Annotated in this window: 18 protein-coding genes and 1 rRNA gene; 10 read left to right on the top strand and 9 right to left on the bottom strand. The window is 62.1% G+C overall.

The genetic code is table 11. From position 1 onward, the window contains the following. Positions 1–62 precede the first annotated feature (62 nt). From rrf to rlmM, 3 genes are all read left to right on the top strand, one after another. Positions 63–178: ribosomal RNA gene (gene rrf / locus RN347_RS10820) — 5S ribosomal RNA — on the top strand. 163 nt (positions 179–341) lie between these two features. Beyond that, on the top strand, positions 342–533 hold the full coding sequence (locus RN347_RS10815; RefSeq protein WP_263586779.1) for a hypothetical protein: 192 nt from the start codon (positions 342–344) through the stop codon (positions 531–533). A gap of 189 nt (positions 534–722) precedes the next feature. After that, a complete protein-coding gene (gene rlmM, locus RN347_RS10810) occupies positions 723–1,790 on the top strand; it encodes a 23S rRNA (cytidine(2498)-2'-O)-methyltransferase RlmM (protein ID WP_311958231.1) in 1,068 nt (355 codons plus the stop codon). Between the two features lie 32 nt (positions 1,791–1,822). On the opposite strand, the gene RN347_RS10805 is transcribed toward rlmM, so the two are convergent. Next, positions 1,823–2,110 carry an antibiotic biosynthesis monooxygenase gene (locus RN347_RS10805; RefSeq protein ID WP_263586781.1) on the bottom strand — a complete coding sequence of 96 codons (288 nt, stop codon included), beginning with the start codon at positions 2,108–2,110 and terminating at the stop codon, positions 1,823–1,825. Positions 2,111–2,136: 26 nt separating this feature from the next. On the opposite strand from RN347_RS10805, the gene tusA reads away from it, so the two are divergent. Further along, positions 2,137–2,379: a sulfurtransferase TusA gene (tusA, locus tag RN347_RS10800; protein WP_263586782.1), complete on the top strand. Its 243-nt coding sequence runs from the start codon at positions 2,137–2,139 to the stop codon at positions 2,377–2,379. Between the two features lie 21 nt (positions 2,380–2,400). On the opposite strand, the gene RN347_RS10795 is transcribed toward tusA, so the two are convergent. From RN347_RS10795 to RN347_RS10785, 3 genes are all read right to left on the bottom strand, one after another. Further along, a complete protein-coding gene (locus RN347_RS10795) occupies positions 2,401–3,099 on the bottom strand; it encodes a hypothetical protein (RefSeq protein ID WP_263586783.1) in 699 nt (232 codons plus the stop codon). A 113-nt stretch (positions 3,100–3,212) separates the two neighbouring features. After that, the gene (locus RN347_RS10790; protein ID WP_311958230.1) at positions 3,213–4,193 is read right to left on the bottom strand and encodes a DUF3080 family protein; all 981 of its coding nucleotides are present in this window, start codon (positions 4,191–4,193) and stop codon (positions 3,213–3,215) included. Positions 4,194–4,215: 22 nt separating this feature from the next. Further along, entirely contained in the window at positions 4,216–5,637 is a 1,422-nt protein-coding gene (locus RN347_RS10785) for an MATE family efflux transporter (RefSeq protein WP_311958229.1), read from the bottom strand. Between the two features lie 147 nt (positions 5,638–5,784). Here RN347_RS10785 and RN347_RS10780 point away from each other — a divergent pair, with 147 nt between their 5' ends. Continuing rightward, a complete protein-coding gene (locus tag RN347_RS10780; RefSeq protein ID WP_311958228.1) occupies positions 5,785–6,375 on the top strand; it encodes an elongation factor P hydroxylase in 591 nt (196 codons plus the stop codon). On the opposite strand, the gene RN347_RS10775 is transcribed toward RN347_RS10780, so the two are convergent. Both RN347_RS10775 and RN347_RS10770 read right to left on the bottom strand, forming a co-directional pair. After that, positions 6,372–6,854: a hypothetical protein gene (locus tag RN347_RS10775; RefSeq protein WP_311958227.1), complete on the bottom strand. Its 483-nt coding sequence runs from the start codon at positions 6,852–6,854 to the stop codon at positions 6,372–6,374. The genes RN347_RS10780 and RN347_RS10775 overlap by 4 nt on opposite strands. Before the next feature lies 1 nt (position 6,855). After that, positions 6,856–7,716, bottom strand: a complete 861-nt coding sequence (locus RN347_RS10770) for a TatD family hydrolase (protein ID WP_311958226.1) — start codon at positions 7,714–7,716, stop codon at positions 6,856–6,858. Between the two features lie 181 nt (positions 7,717–7,897). Between RN347_RS10770 and RN347_RS10765 the strand changes: the two genes are divergently transcribed. Both RN347_RS10765 and RN347_RS10760 read left to right on the top strand, forming a co-directional pair. Further along, complete coding sequence (locus RN347_RS10765) at positions 7,898–9,550, top strand: fatty acid--CoA ligase (protein WP_311958225.1); 1,653 nt, start codon at positions 7,898–7,900, stop codon at positions 9,548–9,550. 98 nt (positions 9,551–9,648) lie between these two features. Further along, the gene (locus RN347_RS10760) at positions 9,649–11,565 is read left to right on the top strand and encodes an ATP-binding cassette domain-containing protein (protein ID WP_311958224.1); all 1,917 of its coding nucleotides are present in this window, start codon (positions 9,649–9,651) and stop codon (positions 11,563–11,565) included. 78 nt (positions 11,566–11,643) lie between these two features. On the opposite strand, the gene RN347_RS10755 is transcribed toward RN347_RS10760, so the two are convergent. After that, positions 11,644–12,096: a universal stress protein gene (locus tag RN347_RS10755; protein ID WP_263586791.1), complete on the bottom strand. Its 453-nt coding sequence runs from the start codon at positions 12,094–12,096 to the stop codon at positions 11,644–11,646. A gap of 142 nt (positions 12,097–12,238) precedes the next feature. Here RN347_RS10755 and RN347_RS10750 point away from each other — a divergent pair, with 142 nt between their 5' ends. Beyond that, positions 12,239–12,757, top strand: a complete 519-nt coding sequence (locus RN347_RS10750) for a preprotein translocase subunit YajC (RefSeq protein ID WP_311958223.1) — start codon at positions 12,239–12,241, stop codon at positions 12,755–12,757. On the opposite strand, the gene slyA is transcribed toward RN347_RS10750, so the two are convergent. Together slyA and RN347_RS10740 are read right to left on the bottom strand one after the other, a co-directional pair. Then, positions 12,754–13,206, bottom strand: a complete 453-nt coding sequence (slyA, locus tag RN347_RS10745; protein WP_263586793.1) for a transcriptional regulator SlyA — start codon at positions 13,204–13,206, stop codon at positions 12,754–12,756. The two genes, RN347_RS10750 and slyA, sit on opposite strands and share 4 nt — an antisense overlap. A 72-nt stretch (positions 13,207–13,278) precedes the next feature. After that, entirely contained in the window at positions 13,279–14,484 is a 1,206-nt protein-coding gene (locus RN347_RS10740; RefSeq protein ID WP_311958222.1) for a DUF5924 family protein, read from the bottom strand. A 282-nt stretch (positions 14,485–14,766) separates the two neighbouring features. On the opposite strand from RN347_RS10740, the gene fadB reads away from it, so the two are divergent. Both fadB and fadA read left to right on the top strand, forming a co-directional pair. Further along, positions 14,767–16,938 (top strand): fatty acid oxidation complex subunit alpha FadB, encoded by a 2,172-nt coding sequence (fadB, locus tag RN347_RS10735; protein ID WP_311958221.1) that lies wholly within the window; start codon positions 14,767–14,769, stop codon positions 16,936–16,938. Positions 16,939–16,962: 24 nt separating this feature from the next. Beyond that, positions 16,963–18,141 carry an acetyl-CoA C-acyltransferase FadA gene (gene fadA / locus RN347_RS10730; protein ID WP_311958220.1) on the top strand — a complete coding sequence of 393 codons (1,179 nt, stop codon included), beginning with the start codon at positions 16,963–16,965 and terminating at the stop codon, positions 18,139–18,141. Positions 18,142–18,195 lie beyond the last annotated feature (54 nt).

The following is an 18,195-nucleotide window of genomic DNA, read 5'->3' as shown; positions in this document are numbered from 1 at the left end:
AGAGGCTTCATGTCGAACGGGACGATCACGAAACCGTCAGCCGATATACATTGACAGTTACGCCTGACGACCATGGCTTGCGTGAACCACCCGATCCCTTGCCGAACTCGGAAGTGAAACCGCAACGCGCCGATGGTAGTGTGGGGTCTCCCCATGCGAGAGTAGGTTATCGTCAGGCACCTATTCGAAAAAGCCCCGAGCACTCTGTGTTCGGGGCTTTTTTTGTGCATGGAAAATACGTGTCCTGACGCGAGACAATGAAAAAGCTGTCGGTTGTCTTTCGTTGAATAAAAACCGTATGATGCAAAGGTCGTTTAATTCGGCAAAAAGGAGCGTAAAAAATGAAAGGAGACATGATGAAAAAACTATTGATGGCCGCTTTGATCGCACTGATGGCTGGCGGGCTTGCAGCCTGCGACAACGATCAGGGTCCGGCAGAAGAAGCGGGCGAAAATATCGATAACAGCATTGAAAGCGCCGGCGAGAGCATCGAAGATGCGGGTGAAGATATCGAGGATGCCGCAGAGAATTGATATTCGCCGCTGGTTATAGAAAAGCCGCCCCATGGGCGGCTTTTCTGTATTCGGGCTATCGAAAGCTCGCCGTGGCAAACGATGACAGCGTGATCTTATTGTAAATAAGCAGTTCGCGCCCGATAACGTGGCCTGCGATGGTATGATGCGCCTCGAATTCAATGCGACCGGCACAGAGTGGAGTCCCCCGTGAGTGAAATAGCGCCCTCAACCTGGCTTGTGTACTGCCGCCCGGGCTTCGAGCCCGATGCGCTGGCAGAGATGCAGCACCACGCAGCGCTGGCTTGCGTGCCCTGCGTTCCACAGCGAGGGGAGGGCTGGGCGAGCCTGACGCGGACCGACGATGAGCCGATCAACACGCTGCATCGCGACGCGCGATTCGACAAGCTCATCTTTGCGCGTCAGAGTCTGGCCGCGCTGGCTCCGCTGTCGCTTTCGAAGGAGGACCGGCTCACGCCGATGCTCGAGCAGATCAAATCGAGCCGCTGGAGCTTCGAGGAGATCTGGCATGAAACGCCGGATACCAACGATGGCAAGGCGCTGGCCGGGCTGATCAAGGCATTGACGAAGCCGCTGGAGAGCTTATTGACCAAGCGCGGCGCGCTCAGGCGTAAGGCCGGCGGTCGGCGGCTGCACGTTTTCTGGACCAGCGGCGACCGGGTCCAGCTCGCCATCAGCTTTCCCGGCAATCGCAGCGAGCTCAAAAACGGCATTCGCCGGCTACGCTTTCCCTCGCGCGCGCCCAGTCGCTCGACGCTCAAGCTCGAAGAGGCGTGGCACGAGTTCGTTCCCCGGGATCAGTGGGATACCCGGCTTGCCGAACACATGCAGGCGGCAGATCTGGGCGCTGCCCCTGGCGGCTGGACCTGGCAGCTCGTTCAGCGCGGCATGTACGTCTACGCGATCGATAATGGCCCGATGGACAAGGCGTTGATGAAAACCGGCCAGGTCGATCACTTGAAAGAGGACGGCTTCGTTTGGGCGCCGGACCAGCGGCTGGACTGGCTGGTGTGCGACATCGTCGACAAGCCCGTGCGCGTACTGACCATGGTACAGCGGTGGCTGACGCGCCAATGGTGCCGTGAGGCGATCTTCAATTTGAAACTGCCGATGAAAAAGCGCTGGGACGAAGTGACGCGCTGTTTGGACACCCTTGAGGAGTCGCTGAAAGAGGCGGGGGTGAGTGCCGAAATTCGCTGTCGCCACCTTTATCACGATCGTGAAGAGGTGACGGTTCACGTGCGGTTAACGCACTAGACCCGCGTACCCGGCGAGCGGATCGTCACCTATCAAAGAGCGGCTTCAAATACCTGCACGGTTTCGTCTTCGGTAAGAAGTGGCAGGATTTGTTCCATCGCCCTGGCTCTTGCCTCGCTTTGGTGCCACTCTTTCCAGGCACGCAGATCGCGCCACTTGGTGATCATCAAGCGACGGTCCGGCTGGCCAACCCTGACCAGCGTCTCACCGCTGACGAAGCCACTGACGCCGAGCGAGACGCGCATCGCTTCGCGGGCCGCCTGCTCGTACTCCTGCTCGAGGCCGGGCATGATGCGCCGTTCGATGATAACTTTAACCATATGCCACTTCCTTACCGAGGCCCGAGATGACTGATACGACGCCCGCCTGTGACGCTACGCTGGATACTACCGGACTCTACTGCCCCGAGCCCATTATGCTTATGCATAATAAGGTCCGCGACATGAGTGCCGGGCAGGTTCTCGAAGTCGTGGCGACCGACCCCGCCACTACGCGCGATGTGCCCAAGTTCTGTCAGTTCCTGGGCCACGAACTGATGACCCAGCGTGAACACGAAGGCGAATACCGTTACTTCATTCGCCTTGCGTGAGCCATCGAGCGGTACCCGGCACTACTCGTCGTCGGGCACGACCATCATCGCCAGTGCCTCCAGTGTGGCCGGGTCCTCTTCGAGAATCCGATTGGCGATGTGGCGCTGAAAGAAGTAGATGGTCTGATAGCGGGTATGGGCATCGAATAGGCAAGAATCACCCAGGATGATCGGCGACATTTGCGCTTTCTCTTCGTCGGCGAGCAGCGCCTCGACGCTCCCATTGCTATAAAGACGCCAACCAAACACCGGTTTCATATGCCAGGGCGCATCTTCCTGGTTCATGCACAGCGCGTGGGTGCCGAGCGTGTCGGGAATTTGCTGAATCAGCGCCACGTCTTTTGACGCTTCGTACTCGAAGTAGTCTGCCGCCGCGATGAGTTCGGCGTGCTTATGCTCCGGTGGTAGCTCGAAAATTTCCTCGGTTTCCGGGTCGCGATAGCCGACGAAATGACCGTTTTCCTGGCTGTCGAGCTCGTTGCAGGCGCACAGCCCGTTCATCCAGGGCACCAGACCCACGACATTACCGTCGTCACGCAAGCCCCACGCCAGTATCGGCAGGCCGTAATAGGTGTCGGGACTCGCAGCGAGCTGGTAAACCATCTCGAGTCCGTCGAGCTCGGGGGCTAGACGAATCACGCACTTGCGCGCCTGCTGACGTTGGCGCGCGGTTTCCAGGTCGATGACCTGGGCAGAGTGGGGTGAATGGGGTCGACCCATAGTGTCCCTCCTGGTGCTGCGTGGTCACGACGTTGATAGGCGCGAAACTGCCTACCGCGTATTTCAACCAATAGCACAGGTTGGACGCCAGGTTAAGAGAACCTACTTATTTTTTAATCAACGCCTTGATTCCGTGTACACACCGGGTAGGCCGTGCGAAGCGCAAGGTGCTCCATCAGCGCGGCTTCAAAGCGTGGCCAGGGAGCACTTGCGGTCTCCAGAGAGAGCCACTGACGCTGATACTCGGCCACCGCCGCTGGGGCGTTTACCTCATGCGCATCGATCAAGGCGTTGACCTGGTCGAGCCAGCGCCGAGCGGCACGCGCCATATTTACCAGCCAGTCGCCTTGCCAGGCCGGCAGGCATTGCGTGGCGGGTAGGTGGCTTGCGAGCAGCCGGTTGGCCTCGTTCAGGCGCTCGGCACCCAGCAACAGCGTGCGCAGCACTTCGGCGGTCAGCGGGCGCGCCTGAAGGGCTTTAAGATGCTGCTCGAGGGTGGCGGAGTCCGCCTGCCACTCGAGGTCGTAGGTGTTGAGGACCATGCTCTCGAGATAGCCAAGCGCCTCGAGTTCGCGGGTCATGTCCGGCAGCGCCGTCAATTCGAGCGGCTGGCTCGCGCGGGAGAAGTTCTTTTCCCACTCCTCTGAGTCGAACAGCGCGTTGAAGCCTACGGCGGGCAGCTGTTCGGTCTTGAGCGCGGTCAGGTTCAAAAGCCGCGCTCGGTCGTTTTCACCCAGCCCTTCAACAACGTCACTTTGGGAGCAGCGTTCCAGACGCCGCCACAGCTCGCGCTCGTAAAGCCAGTGTTGGCTGGGGGGCGCGACGCGCCCAAGCTGGTTGTTACGCGCTGCTACCAGCGAGGTAATATCGCACTCGCGAAGCGCGTAGACGTTGAACATGCTTTCACGGATTTCCGGCACGTCGAGCAGTCGCTCGCGGCGGTCTGGAAAGGCGCCGATGTTGGAGGGTGCCTCGCGGGCGATCGGCTCGGCGTCGAGCGCGCTTTCAAGCGTCTGGTGATACGCCTGCCAGGCCGGATCCTCATTGCTCCCACAGGCGCTCAGCAGCAGCGCTGAACACAGTGGGGTTATCATCGAAAGGCAACGTTTCATGCGCTTACCTCAGGCTGATCCGTTTCAGGCGCCACCCGAGAAGCAGTGCCGCGGTGCTTAGCCCGGCGATCAGGCCGACCCAGTAGCCGTGAATGCCGAGCGGCCCGGTGAGACCGCCAAGCCCTTGGGTGCCTAGCCAGTAGCCGCCGCCCAGGCCGACGATCCAGTAGGAGAGCACGGTGATCACCATGACGATCCGGGTGTCCTTATAGCCTCTGAGCGCGCCGGCCAGATTCACCTGCAGCGAATCGGAGAGCTGGAAGATCACCGCCAGCGAGATGATCGAAAGCGTCAGCGTCTGAATCTCCGGGTTGGCGGTATAGAGTGCGATCACCGGCTTCGCGCTCAGCCATAAAAACGCGCTGTTGACCGCGGCGATGAGAACGCTCAGCGCGATGCCGTTCCAGGCGACATGCCTTGCGTGCGCCGGGCGCCCCTGGCCGAGCGTATTGCCTACCCGCACCGTCAGCGCCATGCTCAGCGACAGCGGCAGCATGAACAACAGCGACGTATAGCTTAGCGCGATCTGGTGGGCGCCCACGGTGACTTCACCGAGGCTTGCAATGAACAGCGCAATCAGCGTGAACAGCGTCACCTCAACGAAGATCGCTACGCCGATCGGCATGCCGACCACGACCAGCTCGCGAATGCCGGCCCAGTACGGGCGATACAGGCGCTGCCAAAGCGCAATGCCCTGGTAGTTGCGGCTGCGGCTACGCGCCGTGTAGAAGGCCATGGCCAGCGCCATCGACCACATGGAAAGGGCGGTGGCGATTCCGCAGCCCAGCGCCCCAAGCGCGGGCAGCGTGGCAAGCGGGGTGGGTAGCCAGGCACCAAACAGGTCAATCAGGCCGTCGCCGCCGTAGATCAGCACGTAGTTGCTCGGTACGTTGATCAAAAGGCCGATCAGGCTGATCCAGAGCGCCGGGCGGGTATGGTTCATGCCGTCGGAGAATGCGCGCAGCGCCTGAAACAGCGCGATGCCCGGCATGCCAAAGGCGACGGCCCCCAGATACGCGCTCGCCTCGCGCGCCACGGCCTCGGGTACGTCCATGCGCTCGAACACGGGAAGCGTCGCGGTATGCAGTAAGAAGGCGGCCACGACGCCGAGTACCAGCGCGACCCAGAGCGCCTGGTGAACCGCTTTGGGAATGTCCGCGGTACGCTGGCCACCCAGCAGGTGCGCCACGATCGGCGTCACGCCCATGAGCGTGCCGGTCATGAACAGCATCAACGGCGTCCAGAGACTCGAGCCCACCGAGACGGCAGCAAGCGAGGTGGCGCCAAAGCGCCCGGTCATCATGGTATCGACCACGCCGATAGCGGCCTGGGCGAGCTGGGCGCCCACGATGGGGAGCGCCAGTGCAATCAGCAGACGCGTTTCGGGCCAGTAAAGAGATTTGATACGATGAACGGCGGCGCCCACGGCAAGGCTCCTCACATGAGGGAGTCGATGAAAGGGCGCAAGCGTAGCAAATTTCGCCGCCGGATGCCTGTAGCGGGGCTCGGTGGCCGAGTTTTCCGGGACCCTGTTTCCACCGTTTTTTTTATCCCTTTTTGAAGTGACGCGATAGTGACCAAGACCCTCGAGCGCTGGACGCTGGCCGATATCATCGCGCTGTTTGATGGCGTATTCGCCGACACCTATCAGACGCGGCTGATCAAGGGCGGCGACGAGCCGCTTTACCTGCCGGCCACCAGCGAGACGCCGTATCACCAGATCATTTTCGCGCGCGGCTTTTTCGCCAGCGCCCTGCACGAAATCAGCCACTGGTGCATCGCCGGCGCCAAACGCCGCGAGCAGGAGGATTACGGCTACTGGTATCTGCCGGATGGGCGCGACGCTTTCGAGCAGGCGGCGTTCGAGCGCGCCGAAAGCGCCCCCCAGGCGCTGGAGTATCTCTTTACCCGCGCGTGCGGACGCGCCTTCAACGTGAGCGTCGATAACCTGGGCGGGGCGGTCGAGGTCGACCGGGCCGCCTTTGAAGCGAAGGTGCTCGAGCGCGCGGCGCGTTTCGAGCGCGAAGGGCTGCCACTTCGCGCCCGGGCGTTTCGCCGGGCGCTATCACGCTTTTATCATCAGGGGGATACGCTCGATGGCGCCGTTACAGCAGGTCTTGAAGCACTCGGCACCAAAACGCCCAATGACAAGGTGGCTGGCTAATCTTCGCGCTCGCTCAGGCGTTGGTGCAGGGCCAGCATCACCTCGACTTCGTGTTCGGCGCGCATGGGCTCGAGGCCACGGTCGCTGAAAGTGTCGCCGCGCAGGCGGTGCCACTCGCCGCTCGATAGCCGATCGTAAAGCACGTGGGCCGGCGCCAGCTCGATGAAGGGGTCCAGCCCGTAGGTGTCGAAAAGGCGGGCCAGCGCCGCTTCGTCCTCGCCGTTGTCGCTGGTGTAGAGCGTGGCGGAGAAGTGGTCGGTTTCGAGCTCGCGAATCACGTCCAGCGGGCTTACGCCCAGGCTTTCGAGCTCTTCGATGCTGTAGGCGCCGGAGACGTTGGTGTCCTCCTCGATCCAGCTGTCGTCGGGCTGAATCAGCGTCTGCTTGATGCGCCCATCCGGCAGCGACCAGGCGATCGCCAGCGGCAGGCCATCCTCTTCGCCGGTTTCGATGGCGATAAATCCGGGCATTTCGGCCACGTTAACTCTCCTTCAAGGCGCTATCGAGATTGAAAAAGCGCCGGGCGGTGCGGGTGGTTTCATTGATCAGTGTTTCTTCTTCCACGCCGGCCCAATGAGCGATCTCCCGGCTGATCCAGGGCAGCAGTGCCGGTTCGTGGCGTCGGCCCTTGAGCTTGGCCGGCAGGTTACGTGGCAAAAGGTAAGGGCAGTCGGTTTCGAGCATCAGCCGGTTGAGCGGAATGTCCTTGCACAGCGGGCGCAGGTGATGGCCGCGGCGCTCGTCGCAGATCCAGCCGGTCAGGCCGATATGCAGATCCAGATCCAGGTAGCCGTAGAGCGTCTGCGCCTCGCCGGTGAAGCAGTGGATCACCGCTTTAGAAATATCGTCGCGCCAGGCCTTGAGTATTTCGCGCATGCGCGCGCCGGCGTCGCGTTCGTGAAGAAACAGCGGCAAACCGCTTTCGGCGGCAAGCGACAGCTGCGCCTCGAACGCCTTCTCCTGCTCCGCGGGGGTGGAGAGGTTGCGGTTGAAGTCGAGCCCGCATTCGCCGACCGCCACCACCGCGGGCGCTTTATGCAGCGCCGCCATCTGACGGGCGAGTTCATTACTCCAGCCGCTCGCATCGTGGGGGTGGACGCCGGCGGTGGCGTAAAGACCGGGAAAGCGCTTGGCCAACGCCACGGCCTGCTCGGCGTGGGCAAGATCGGTGCCGGTCACGATCATCGTCGTCACGTTAGCTGCCTGGGCGCGCTCGATGACCGCGTCCAGATCGCGCTCGAAGCTTTCGTGGGTCAGGTTGGCGCCGATATCCACCAGCGCCTCGCGCGGGCGAAAACACAGCGCCTCGGGTAAAAAGGATGGCGTGTCAGTTGTGGTCAAACCCGGCTCCTGCAGGTGGGCGCCGTATCGGCGGGTGAGAGTCGCGCCATTGTAACGGCTTGGAGGGACGTCCGGCTAATACCAAAGCAGAAGTGGGAACGGATTGCGCCGGATCAACGGGCGGTGAACACTAAAGGCGATCAAACAGCCGTTTAACACAGCAATAAAAAGCGAGCCGCCCATGCCCAACGTCACCCCCAAAATCCTGCCCGCCACCGCCTCGGCGACGAACCCACCGCTGTTGATAGGGGATTTGCTGAGCGCCGGCGTACGCGCCGCCGGCGCCAACCCGATCGTCTACCGCGACCACAGCCGCCACGACTATCGCCGCTTCGAGGAGCGCGTGCATCAGCTTGCGCACCTGCTGACCGCTCAGGGTGTCGAGGCCGGCGACGTGGTGGCGGTACTCGATTGGGATAGCCATCGCTATCTGGAGTGCTTTTTCGCCATCCCCATGATCGGCGCGGTGCTGCATACCGTGAACGTACGCCTGGCCCCGGAGCAGATTCTCTACACCATGCAGCACGCCGAGGACACCTTCGTGCTGACCCAAGAGGATTTTTTGCCGCTGCTCGAGCCGCTGGCGCCAAAACTCGATCGGGTACGCGGCTACGTGCTTTGCCAGGAGACGCCACACGCGGTTAATACGTCGCTCAACGTCGTTGGTGAGTTTGAGGCGCTGCTGGCAGAGCAGCCGCGTCGCTTCGACTTTCCCACCTTCGATGAAAACGCCGTGGCCACGCTTTTCTACACCACGGGCACCACCGGCAATCCCAAGGGCGTCTTTTTCACCCACCGCCAGCTCGTGCTGCACACGCTGAGCGAGGCGAACCTGTTCCAGGCGAAGGGCGTGGAGCTTTTGAGTCGCGACAAGGTGTACATGCCGATTACGCCGATGTTCCACGTTCATGCCTGGGGCGTGCCCTACACGGCCACGCTGTTGGGCGCCACCCAGGTCTATCCCGGCCGATATGACGCCGAGATGCTGGTCAAGCTGCTCGTCGAAGAGCGGGTCGATTTCTCCCACTGCGTACCGACGCTGCTCAACATGGTGCTAAGCACCGAGGCGGTCTCCTCCAGGCGGGTGGATCTCACCGGTTGGAAGGTGCTTTTGGGCGGCAGTGCCCTGACCCAGAGCCTTTCGCGGCGCGCCTGGGCGCTGGGGGTCGATACCCGCAGTGCCTACGGCATGTCGGAGACCTGCCCGGTGGTGACGATCGACGTTCTACCGCGCCACGTCGAGGAGGCCGACTACGAGACTCAACTTGCCTGGCGCTGCAAGGCAGGATTACCGGCGCCTTTCGTGGATCTTCAGGTGGTCGATACCGAGGGCCAGCCGCTACCCCATGATGGCCAAAGCGTGGGGGAAGTCCGCATGAAGGCGCCCTGGCTGACGCAGGCCTACTTCAAGGAAGAGACGCGCAGCGAAGAGCTCTGGCGCGACGGCTGGCTCCACACCGGTGACGTGGGCTCGATCGACGAGGCGGGGTTTTTGACCATCAGTGACCGCATCAAGGACGTGATCAAGACTGGCGGCGAGTGGCTATCGTCGCTCGAGCTGGAAAGCCTTTTGAGCCAGCACCCGGAGGTCGCTGAAGTGGCGGTGGTGGGCGTTGCCGACGACAAGTGGGGTGAGCGGCCGGTGGCCTGGGTCGTCGCGCAGAACCTCAACGAGCCGCCCTCTATTGAGGCGTTGATCTCCTTCATGGAGCGCTTCGTCGATGACGGCAAGCTCAACCGTTGGGGCGTGCCGCGAGATATTCGTCTCGTCGATGAGATCCCCAAGACCAGCGTCGGCAAGCTGGATAAAAAGCGCATTCGAAGCGGGCTCTGAGTCATCGGCGCCGGATGGCTCGGGCGGCGGTGATTCGAGTTCACCGTTCAACCGGGCCATGCGTTACACTGTGCGCCTGACGACATGGAGGATACCGCGTGACCCTGTTACGACTTGAGCAGCTACAACTGGCCTATGGCACACAGACCCTGCTGGACCGCGCTGAGCTTACGGTGGAGAAGGGCGAGCGGCTGGCGCTGGTGGGTCGCAACGGCACCGGTAAGTCGACGCTTTTGAAGCTGGTGGCCGGTGACATCCAGGCCGACGACGGCACCGTCTGGCGCGCGCCGGGCCTGAAGGTCGGCGTGCTCGCCCAGGAGCTGCCGGAGTCCTCCGGCATGACGATTTTCGACGTGGTGGCCATGGGCCTGCCGGAGGCCGGCGAGCTTCTGTCCGAATACCAGCACCTGATCAACGACCCCGACCCGGACATGAACCGGATGGCCACGCTTCAAACGCGTATCGAGGCGATCGACGGCTGGTCCTTTCATCAGCGTATCGATGTCGTGCTGACGCGCCTGGGGCTACCGCCGGAGGCGGAGATGAACGCGCTCTCCGGCGGCTGGCGCCGGCGGGTGGCACTGGCCCGCGCGCTGGTCTCCGAGCCGGATCTTCTTCTGCTCGACGAGCCCACCAACCACCTGGATCTCGACACTATCGCCTGGCTCGAGGAGCAGCTTCTCGCCTTCAACGGCGCGGTGCTTTTGATCACCCACGACCGGGCGTTTCTCTCGAAGCTTGCCACCCATATTCTGGAGCTCGACCGCGGCAAGCTCGGCCGATACCCGGGCAAGTACGAGGAGTACCAGGCACGCAAGCAGCACGAGCTCGAAGTCGAGGCGCGCGAAAACGCCGAGTTCGACAAGAAGCTGGCTCAGGAAGAGACCTGGATTCGCCAGGGCATCAAGGCACGGCGTACCCGTAACGAAGGCCGCGTGCGTGCGCTGGAAGCGATGCGCGCCGAGCGCAGCCAGCGCCGCGAGCGTCAGGGAAGCGCGAACCTCACGGTAGACAGCGGCGAGCGCACCGGCAAGCGGGTGGTCGAGCTCAAGGGTGTCAGCCAGCGCTTTGGCGACGAAGTCATCCTCGACAACGTCAATCTCGAAATCATGCGCGGCGACCGCATCGGCTTTTTGGGCCGCAACGGCGCGGGCAAGACGACGCTTTTGAAGATCCTGCTCGGCCAACTCGAACCCACCGAGGGCAGCGTCCAGCTTGGCACCAATTTGAAGGTCGCCTACTTCGATCAGCTGCGCGCGGGGCTGGAGCTCGAGAAAACCGTCTACGACAACGTCGCTCAGGGCAGCGACCGTGTCAGCGTTGGCGGGCGCGACCGCCACGTCATGAGCTACCTGCAGGATTTTCTGTTCACCCCGGACCGGGTACGCCAGCCGGTGAAGGCGCTCTCCGGCGGCGAGTCCAACCGGCTGCTGTTGGCCAAGCTTTTCACTCAGCCGGCGAACGTGCTGGTGCTCGACGAGCCGACCAACGACCTGGACATGGAAACCCTCGAGCTTCTGGAAGAGCTGCTGCTCGATTTCGATGGCACGCTGCTGCTGGTCTCCCACGACCGAACCTTCATGGATCACGTGGTGACCAGCATGCTGGCGTTCGAAGGCGACGGCGCGGTGCGCGAGTACGTCGGCGGCTACAGCGACTGGATTCGTCAGGGCGGAAAGCTCCCCCCGGCCCCCTGGGAGGGCGCGGCGCGCCAGAACACCGAGCCGACCGGCAAGGCTGAGGCAAAAAGTGCCGAGAAGCCCAAAAGCGCCCCGGCGAAAAAGTCGGCCAAGCTCTCCTACAACCTGCGCCGTGAGCTCGAGGCGCTGCCCGGCGAGATCGAAACCCTGGAAGAGGAGATAGCGGCGCTTGAGAAGGTGATCGGCGAGCCGACGTTCTATCAAAAGCCCGCCACCGAGGTAACGGCAAAGCTCAACGAGCTGCAGGGCGTACAGGCGCGGCTGGAAACGGCCATGGAGCGCTGGATGGAGCTCGAGGCGATGGCGGGCGAGTAGACAGGCCGGCAGGATTTGGCAGCGTTTGATGAACAAAAGGCGCCCCGCGGGGCGCCTTGCGCTAGCGGGACCACGGCGTCATTCGTCGGTCTGCTCGCCTTTTTGGCCCACGCGCACCGCCAGCACGTCGCAGGGCGCGCCGTGGAGAACGCCGGTCGAGGTGGAGCCCAAAAGCAGCGCGAAGCCGTGACGGCCGTGGGAGCCCACCACGATCAGGTCGACACCGCGATCGTTGGCGAAGCGATGAATTTCGGTATCCGGCATGCCGACCACCACGTGCTGATCTTCGGGCTTGACGTGGGGCGTGGCGATCTCCGACAGGCGCTTTTTAGCGTGGTCGTCCAGCTGATCCTGAATGCTGGTCAAATCCATCGGAATATCGCCTCCGTAGGCGAAACCGAGCGGCTCCAGGGTGTGCATGATCGAAATTTTGGCGTGCTCGTTTCGCTGCGAGACGGCGATCGCGCGCTCGAGCACCCGGTGGGAGTCCTTGGTCAAATCAACCGCGACCAGAATATGGTGATAGCTCATGACCCATCTCCTTCGCAATAAGCAACAAAGAGCACCTTTGTCGGGTAATGTTCACTGTAAGCGCAACGCATGGGGTTCACAACGGCCCAAACGCGGGTTTTTTTAACGCAAGTATCGATCGGTTGAAAGAGGGATGTCGTAAATGGAATGGTTGATCGTGCTGGGCGTCGTGCTGTTCGTGGCCGCGCCGGTCATGTGGCTCAAACCCAATCCGCGCCAAACGCGGCAGAATGCGCTTAGAAGCTTTGCGCGCAAGGAAGGGGTGGAGGTGAAACTGGCCGCGCCGCCGCTGCATAACTTCAAGGGCTTCATGCCAGGCTACCGGTTTGCCTACGCGCAAAAAGCACCGGGGCCGGATTTCGTGCTGGTGCGCGATGCCCACGCAAGCGAGGCGCTGGAGCACTATCACGCCGGCTGGCGCTGGCGCATCGCGCCGCTCAGGCCGCTGCCGGCGGCGGCCGAGACCTCGCTGAAGGCGCTTTTGGAGCGCCTGCCAACGGATGCGCTGGTGATCGAGTCCAGCGCCCAGGCGATGACGCTTTGGTGGTGGGAATCGCAGGGGCCTGAGCGCTTTACGCTCTATGTGGCGTCCTTTCGCGAGCTCACTCAGACGCTCGCAGGCCAGGCGGATCATTTGGCGCTGAGCGCCTCTTCGCGTTAGGCGATGGGGCCCTGCTGGTCGCGGGACTGGATGGCGAGGCCGTTGGATTCGATCACGCCCAGCCACTCGTCGAGCGTGTCGAGCTGCTCGTCGCTCAAGCCCGCGAACATCTCTTCGCGCGCCTGACTTGCCACGCTGTCGATTTTTTCGAGCAGCGGCGTGGCCTTCGGTGTCAAAAAAATGCGTTTACTGCGCCGGTCGTTGTCGCAGGCACGCCGCTCGATCAGCCCCTGCTCCTCGAGCTGGCCCAGCGTGCGCACCAAGGAAGGCGCCTCGACGCCGATCGCCTTGGCTAGATCGCACTGGGGGTGGCCTTCGCCCAGGCGCCATAAATGGTAAAGAGTCACCCAGCGGGTTTGCGTAAGCCCCAGCGGCGCCAGCCTTCGATCCAGAATGGAGCGCCACAGGTGCGGTAAACGCGCAAGTCGAAAACCTATTGTTGAAGCCATGAGTCACGATCCGTGAGTGTGTTCAGCGAATTGTCATAACCTCGGGCGCTGATTGCAAGCGCCCGCCGGATATTAGCGGGCCTCATTGGAGACGTTTTCAACGCGCTCATCACTCTCGACGCCTTCCTCGCTTTCACTATCTTCTTCACTTTCGCCCCGCCCGGCAACGAACCGCCCCAGGTGTAGCCGGCTCATGCCGCTGGCGCGAATGCGACCATCGGCGACGCTTGCCTCATTGGAATCGGCCGCCACCACGAAGCGAATCAACCCCAGCCGCTGGCCGCCGGCGGTCATGATATCGACTCGCCAGTTGCCGGTCGGGTCCTGGGGGAAGTTGTTCTTATGACTCCAGGCGCGGTAGCCCTGCTCGCGACCACCGCTGATATCGAGCTCCACCGTATCGAGCTCCTGGCTGTTGTGGTGCCAAACGTGGTGAACGGTTTCGCTCAAGCCTCGCGGGGCGCGAATGGCGGTATAGACGTAGAGCCCACGGCTTGCCAGCGCCTCTGGCGTTAGCGTCATCTCACCCAGCGGCGTTCGATTGGCGGTGTCGAATTCTGGTGAAAGCGCGCTTCCCGTCATCCAGAGCGTGGCCGGCGGCACCCACACCCGCGCGACCCAGCCCGCAAGCGCCAGGCTGACCAGCAGAAGGAGAAACAGGCACAGGCGCGTAAGCGTTCTTGCCTTGACCAGGTGCCAGAAGCTTGGAAGCGCAATCAACACCGTCAAGCCGAGCGCCAGCGCAAGACTTTCCCCGGTGGTCAGGTGCACCATGATCGGCAAAATCACCAGCAGCACGAGAAACACGCACAGGGCGTGAAACAGAAAATAAAGGCTTCGCGAGCGCCCGGCCAACTTGTAATAGAGCGGGTCGACGATCGACAAAATCGCCATCGCCAACACGAGTAGTGCAAAGATGAGCTGGCCGCTGTTCCACACCGTGGTGATCAAAATGAAAGGCAGGGTGAAAAAAAGCGTTTCCTGGTGGATCATCTGCGCGATAAAGGTGGTGACCATGCGCGGCAGGCCCTCCTGACCGCGCTTTCTCAGTACGCGCGACAAAAGGCTCTCCGAGAGCATGAGCCCCCAGGCCAGCAGTAGTCCCAGCGCCAGCGCCGCCCCCAGCCACTGCTGACGGTCCACCAAAAAGAAACTGCCGAGCCCGGCGGCGAAGGCGATGGGTGGCCATAAAAAGGCCCAGGGCTTGACCCGGAGAACGATTCGCTCGGCAAGTGACTGCCACTTGGCCATGCGGGTAGGAGTCAGAAAAGCGCCCATGACGGTCCACTCGTTGAGAAAGCGCCTATAATCCCAGGGATTGCAACGAAAGTCGATAGAGCCTCGCCAGGCCTTGAACGGCAAGGGCTGCGTCTTCTAACGTAGCGTTTTGCGGGCGTATCGTCCGCTTGAGGCGTCGTTGGAGGCTTGACCTTGACAGGCAACTCGACCAGGCTTGAGCGATCAAACGACCGTATGAAAATTGCGGCAGGCCCGCGTTCGGCCCCCGCCCGATTTGTAGAGCTCGTATCTGTAAAGCCCGTACCAGTGGAGACAGCGCGGATGATCTATCAAGGCAACGCCATCACGGTGGAGCGTCGTGACACCCAAGGTGGCAACAGCATCGCAACGCTCACTTTCGATTTGAAGGATGAGTCCATCAACAAGCTTTCCAGCGCCGTGGTGCAGGAGCTGGGCGAGGCGGTCGGCGCGATCGAAGGCGAGCGCGACCTCAAGGGCCTTTTGATCAAAAGCGCCAAGGATGTCTTCATTGTCGGCGCCGACATCACCGAGTTTCATTCGCTGTTCGACAAGGGCGAAGCGTATCTTGAAGAGATGAACCTCAAGGTCCACGACATCTTCAACGCCATCGAGGATCTACCGTTTCCCACCGTGGCCGCGGTCAACGGGCTGGCGCTCGGCGGCGGCTGCGAAGTGCTTCTGACCTGCGATTTTCGCGTCATGAGCGAGAAGGGCAAGATGGGCCTGCCGGAAACCAAACTGGGCATTTTGCCGGGCTGGGGCGGCTGCGTGCGTCTGCCGCGCATCATCGGCGCGGACAACGCCATCGAGTGGATTGCCGGCGGTAGCGAAAACCGCCCGGCCGAGGCGCTCAAGATGGGCGCGGTCGACGCCGTGGTCGCCCACGACCAGCTCGAGGCCGCCGCGCTCGATATGCTCGACCGCGCCAACGCCGGCGAGCTCGACTACCAAAGCCGCCGCGCCGAGAAGAAGGCGCCTTTGATGCTCAACGCCATCGAACAGATGATGGCCTTCGAGACCGCCAAGGGCTATGTCGCCGGCAAGGCGGGCCCGCACTATCCGGCGCCCATCGAAGCGATCAAGGTCATCCAGAAAGGCGCCGGCGAGGAGCGTGCGCGCGCCCAGGCGATCGAGGCGAAGGCGTTTGCCAAGCTCGCCATGACCAGCGTGGCGTTCAACCTCGTCGGGCTCTTCCTGAACGATCAGGTGGTCAAGAAAAAGGCCGGCAAGTACGAAAAACAGGCCCGCCCGGTCAAGCAGACCGCGGTGCTGGGCGCGGGCATCATGGGCGGCGGTATCGCCTACCAGAGCGCCTCAAAGGGCACGCCGATCCTGATGAAGGACATCAAGGGCGAGGCGATCGAGCTTGGTTTGAAAGAGGCGCGCAAGCTTTTTGGCAAGCAGGTCGAGCGTAAAAAACTCACGCCTGAAGAGATGGCTGAAAAGCTCACCAACATTCGTCCGACGCTCTCCTACGGCGACTTCGAAAACGTCGATCTGGTCGTCGAAGCGGTGGTCGAGAACCCGAAAGTGAAAGAGGGCGTACTGGCCGAGGTCGAGAAGAACGTCGGCGAGAACACCATCCTCACCTCGAACACTTCGACGATCTCGATCAACCGGCTGGCAAAGAACCTGGCGCGCCCGCACAACTTCTGCGGCATGCACTTTTTCAATCCGGTGCACCGCATGCCGCTGGTGGAAGTCATTCGTGGCGAAAAGACCTCCGACGAGGCGGTCGCAGCGACCGTCGCCTACGCCCGCGCCATGGGCAAGACGCCGATCGTGGTCAACGACTGCCCCGGCTTTTTGGTCAATCGCGTGCTGTTTCCCTACTTTGGCGGCTTCAGCTTTCTGGTCGAGCAGGGCGCCGACTTCCAGCACGTCGACAAGGTGATGGAGAAGTTCGGCTGGCCAATGGGCCCGGCGTATTTGCTCGACGTGGTGGGGATGGACACCGCGGTGCACGCCAACGAGGTGATGGCGGAAGGCTTCCCGGATCGCATGGCGCGCGAAGGCAAGACGGCCATTCAGGTGATGTTTGAGAACGACCGTTTGGGCCAGAAGAACGACAAGGGCTTCTACGCCTACGAGGAAGACAAGAAGGGCAAGCCCAAAAAGGTCACCGATGAAAAAGCCTACGAGCTCATCAAGGAAGTTGCCGGCGAGCAGAAGGAGTTCTCGGACGAGGACATCATCGCGCGGATGATGACGCCGCTGTGTCTGGAGACCGTGCGCTGTTTGGAAGACGGCATCGTCGACACGCCCGCCGAAGCCGACATGGCGCTGATCTACGGCATCGGTTTTCCTCCCTTCCGGGGCGGGGCACTGCGCTATATCGACGCCATGGGCGTGGACACCTTCGTGGCGCAGGCCGAAAAGCTCAGCGAGGAACTTGGTCCGCTTTACGCGCCGACTGAAAAGCTCAAGCAAATGGCGCAAAACGGCGAGCGTTTCTACAAAGACCAGGCCTAAGTCACCGCGAACAGGAGAAATATGATGAGTTTGAATCCAAGGGATATCGTGGTGGTCGACGGGGTTCGTACCGCCATGGCCAAGGCCAAAAACGGCGCATTTCGCAACGTGCGCGCCGAAAACCTGTCGGCGGCGGTGATGCAGGCGCTGTTCGAGCGTAACGCCAGCCTGGACCCGGCGGAGGTCGACGACGTGATCTGGGGCTGTGTGAATCAGACCCTCGAGCAGTCGATGAACATCGCCCGTAACGCGGCGATCATGACCGGCATTCCGCGTACCGTGCCGGCGCAAACCGTGAACCGGTTGTGCGGCTCCTCGATGACCGCGCTGCACATCGCCGCGGCGAACATCAAGGCGGGTATGGGCGACATGTACGTCATCGGCGGCGTCGAGCACATGGAGCACGTGCCCATGGCCCACGGTGTCGATGTCAACCCGGCGGCGAGCAAGTACGCCGCCAAGGCCGCCATGATGATGGGCCTGACCGCCGAGCTTCTGGGCAAGATGCACGGCGTCACCCGTGAAGAGCAGGACAAGTTCGGCGTACGTTCACACCAGCGGGCCAAGGCCGCCAACGAGAAGGGCTACTTCGACAACGAGATCATCGGTGTCGAAGGCCACGACAGCAATGGCTTCCGGGTCAACGTCAAGCACGACGAAGTCGTGCGCGGCGATGCAAGCCTTGAGTCCATGGCCGAGCTCAAACCGGTGTTCGACCCGCGTAACGGTACCGTTACCGCGGGCACCTCCTCGGCGCTTTCTGTTGGCGCCTCGGCGATGGCGATCATGAGTTACGAGCGCGCTCAGGCTTTGGGTCTCGAGCCGATCGCCCGGGTACTTTCGACGGGTGTGGCCGGCTGCGACGCCTCCATCATGGGCTACGGCCCGGTGCCGGCATCGAAAAAGGCGCTCAAGGCCGCCGGGCTTTCCGCCAGGGATATCGAAACCGTCGAGCTCAACGAAGCCTTCGCCGCCCAGGGCATTCCGGTATTGAAGGATCTTGGTTTTCTGGACGATCTCGATCAGAAGGTCAATCTTCACGGCGGCGCGATCGCGCTGGGCCATCCGCTGGGCTGCTCCGGCTCGCGAATCTGCACCACGCTTTTGAACGTGATGCGCCAGCAGGACACTACGCTTGGCCTTGCCACCATGTGTATCGGCATGGGCCAGGGCGTGGCCACGGTGTTCGAACGGCTAAAATAGGCGTCAAGTACGTCTTACGCGTGGCAACGCAAAACGGCACCTTCGGGTGCCGTT

This window comes from Halomonas sp. PAMB 3264, from assembly GCF_031954245.1.
In the GTDB taxonomy this organism is placed as follows: domain Bacteria; phylum Pseudomonadota; class Gammaproteobacteria; order Pseudomonadales; family Halomonadaceae; genus Vreelandella.
This window is presented reverse-complemented; position numbering and strand designations above follow the sequence as displayed.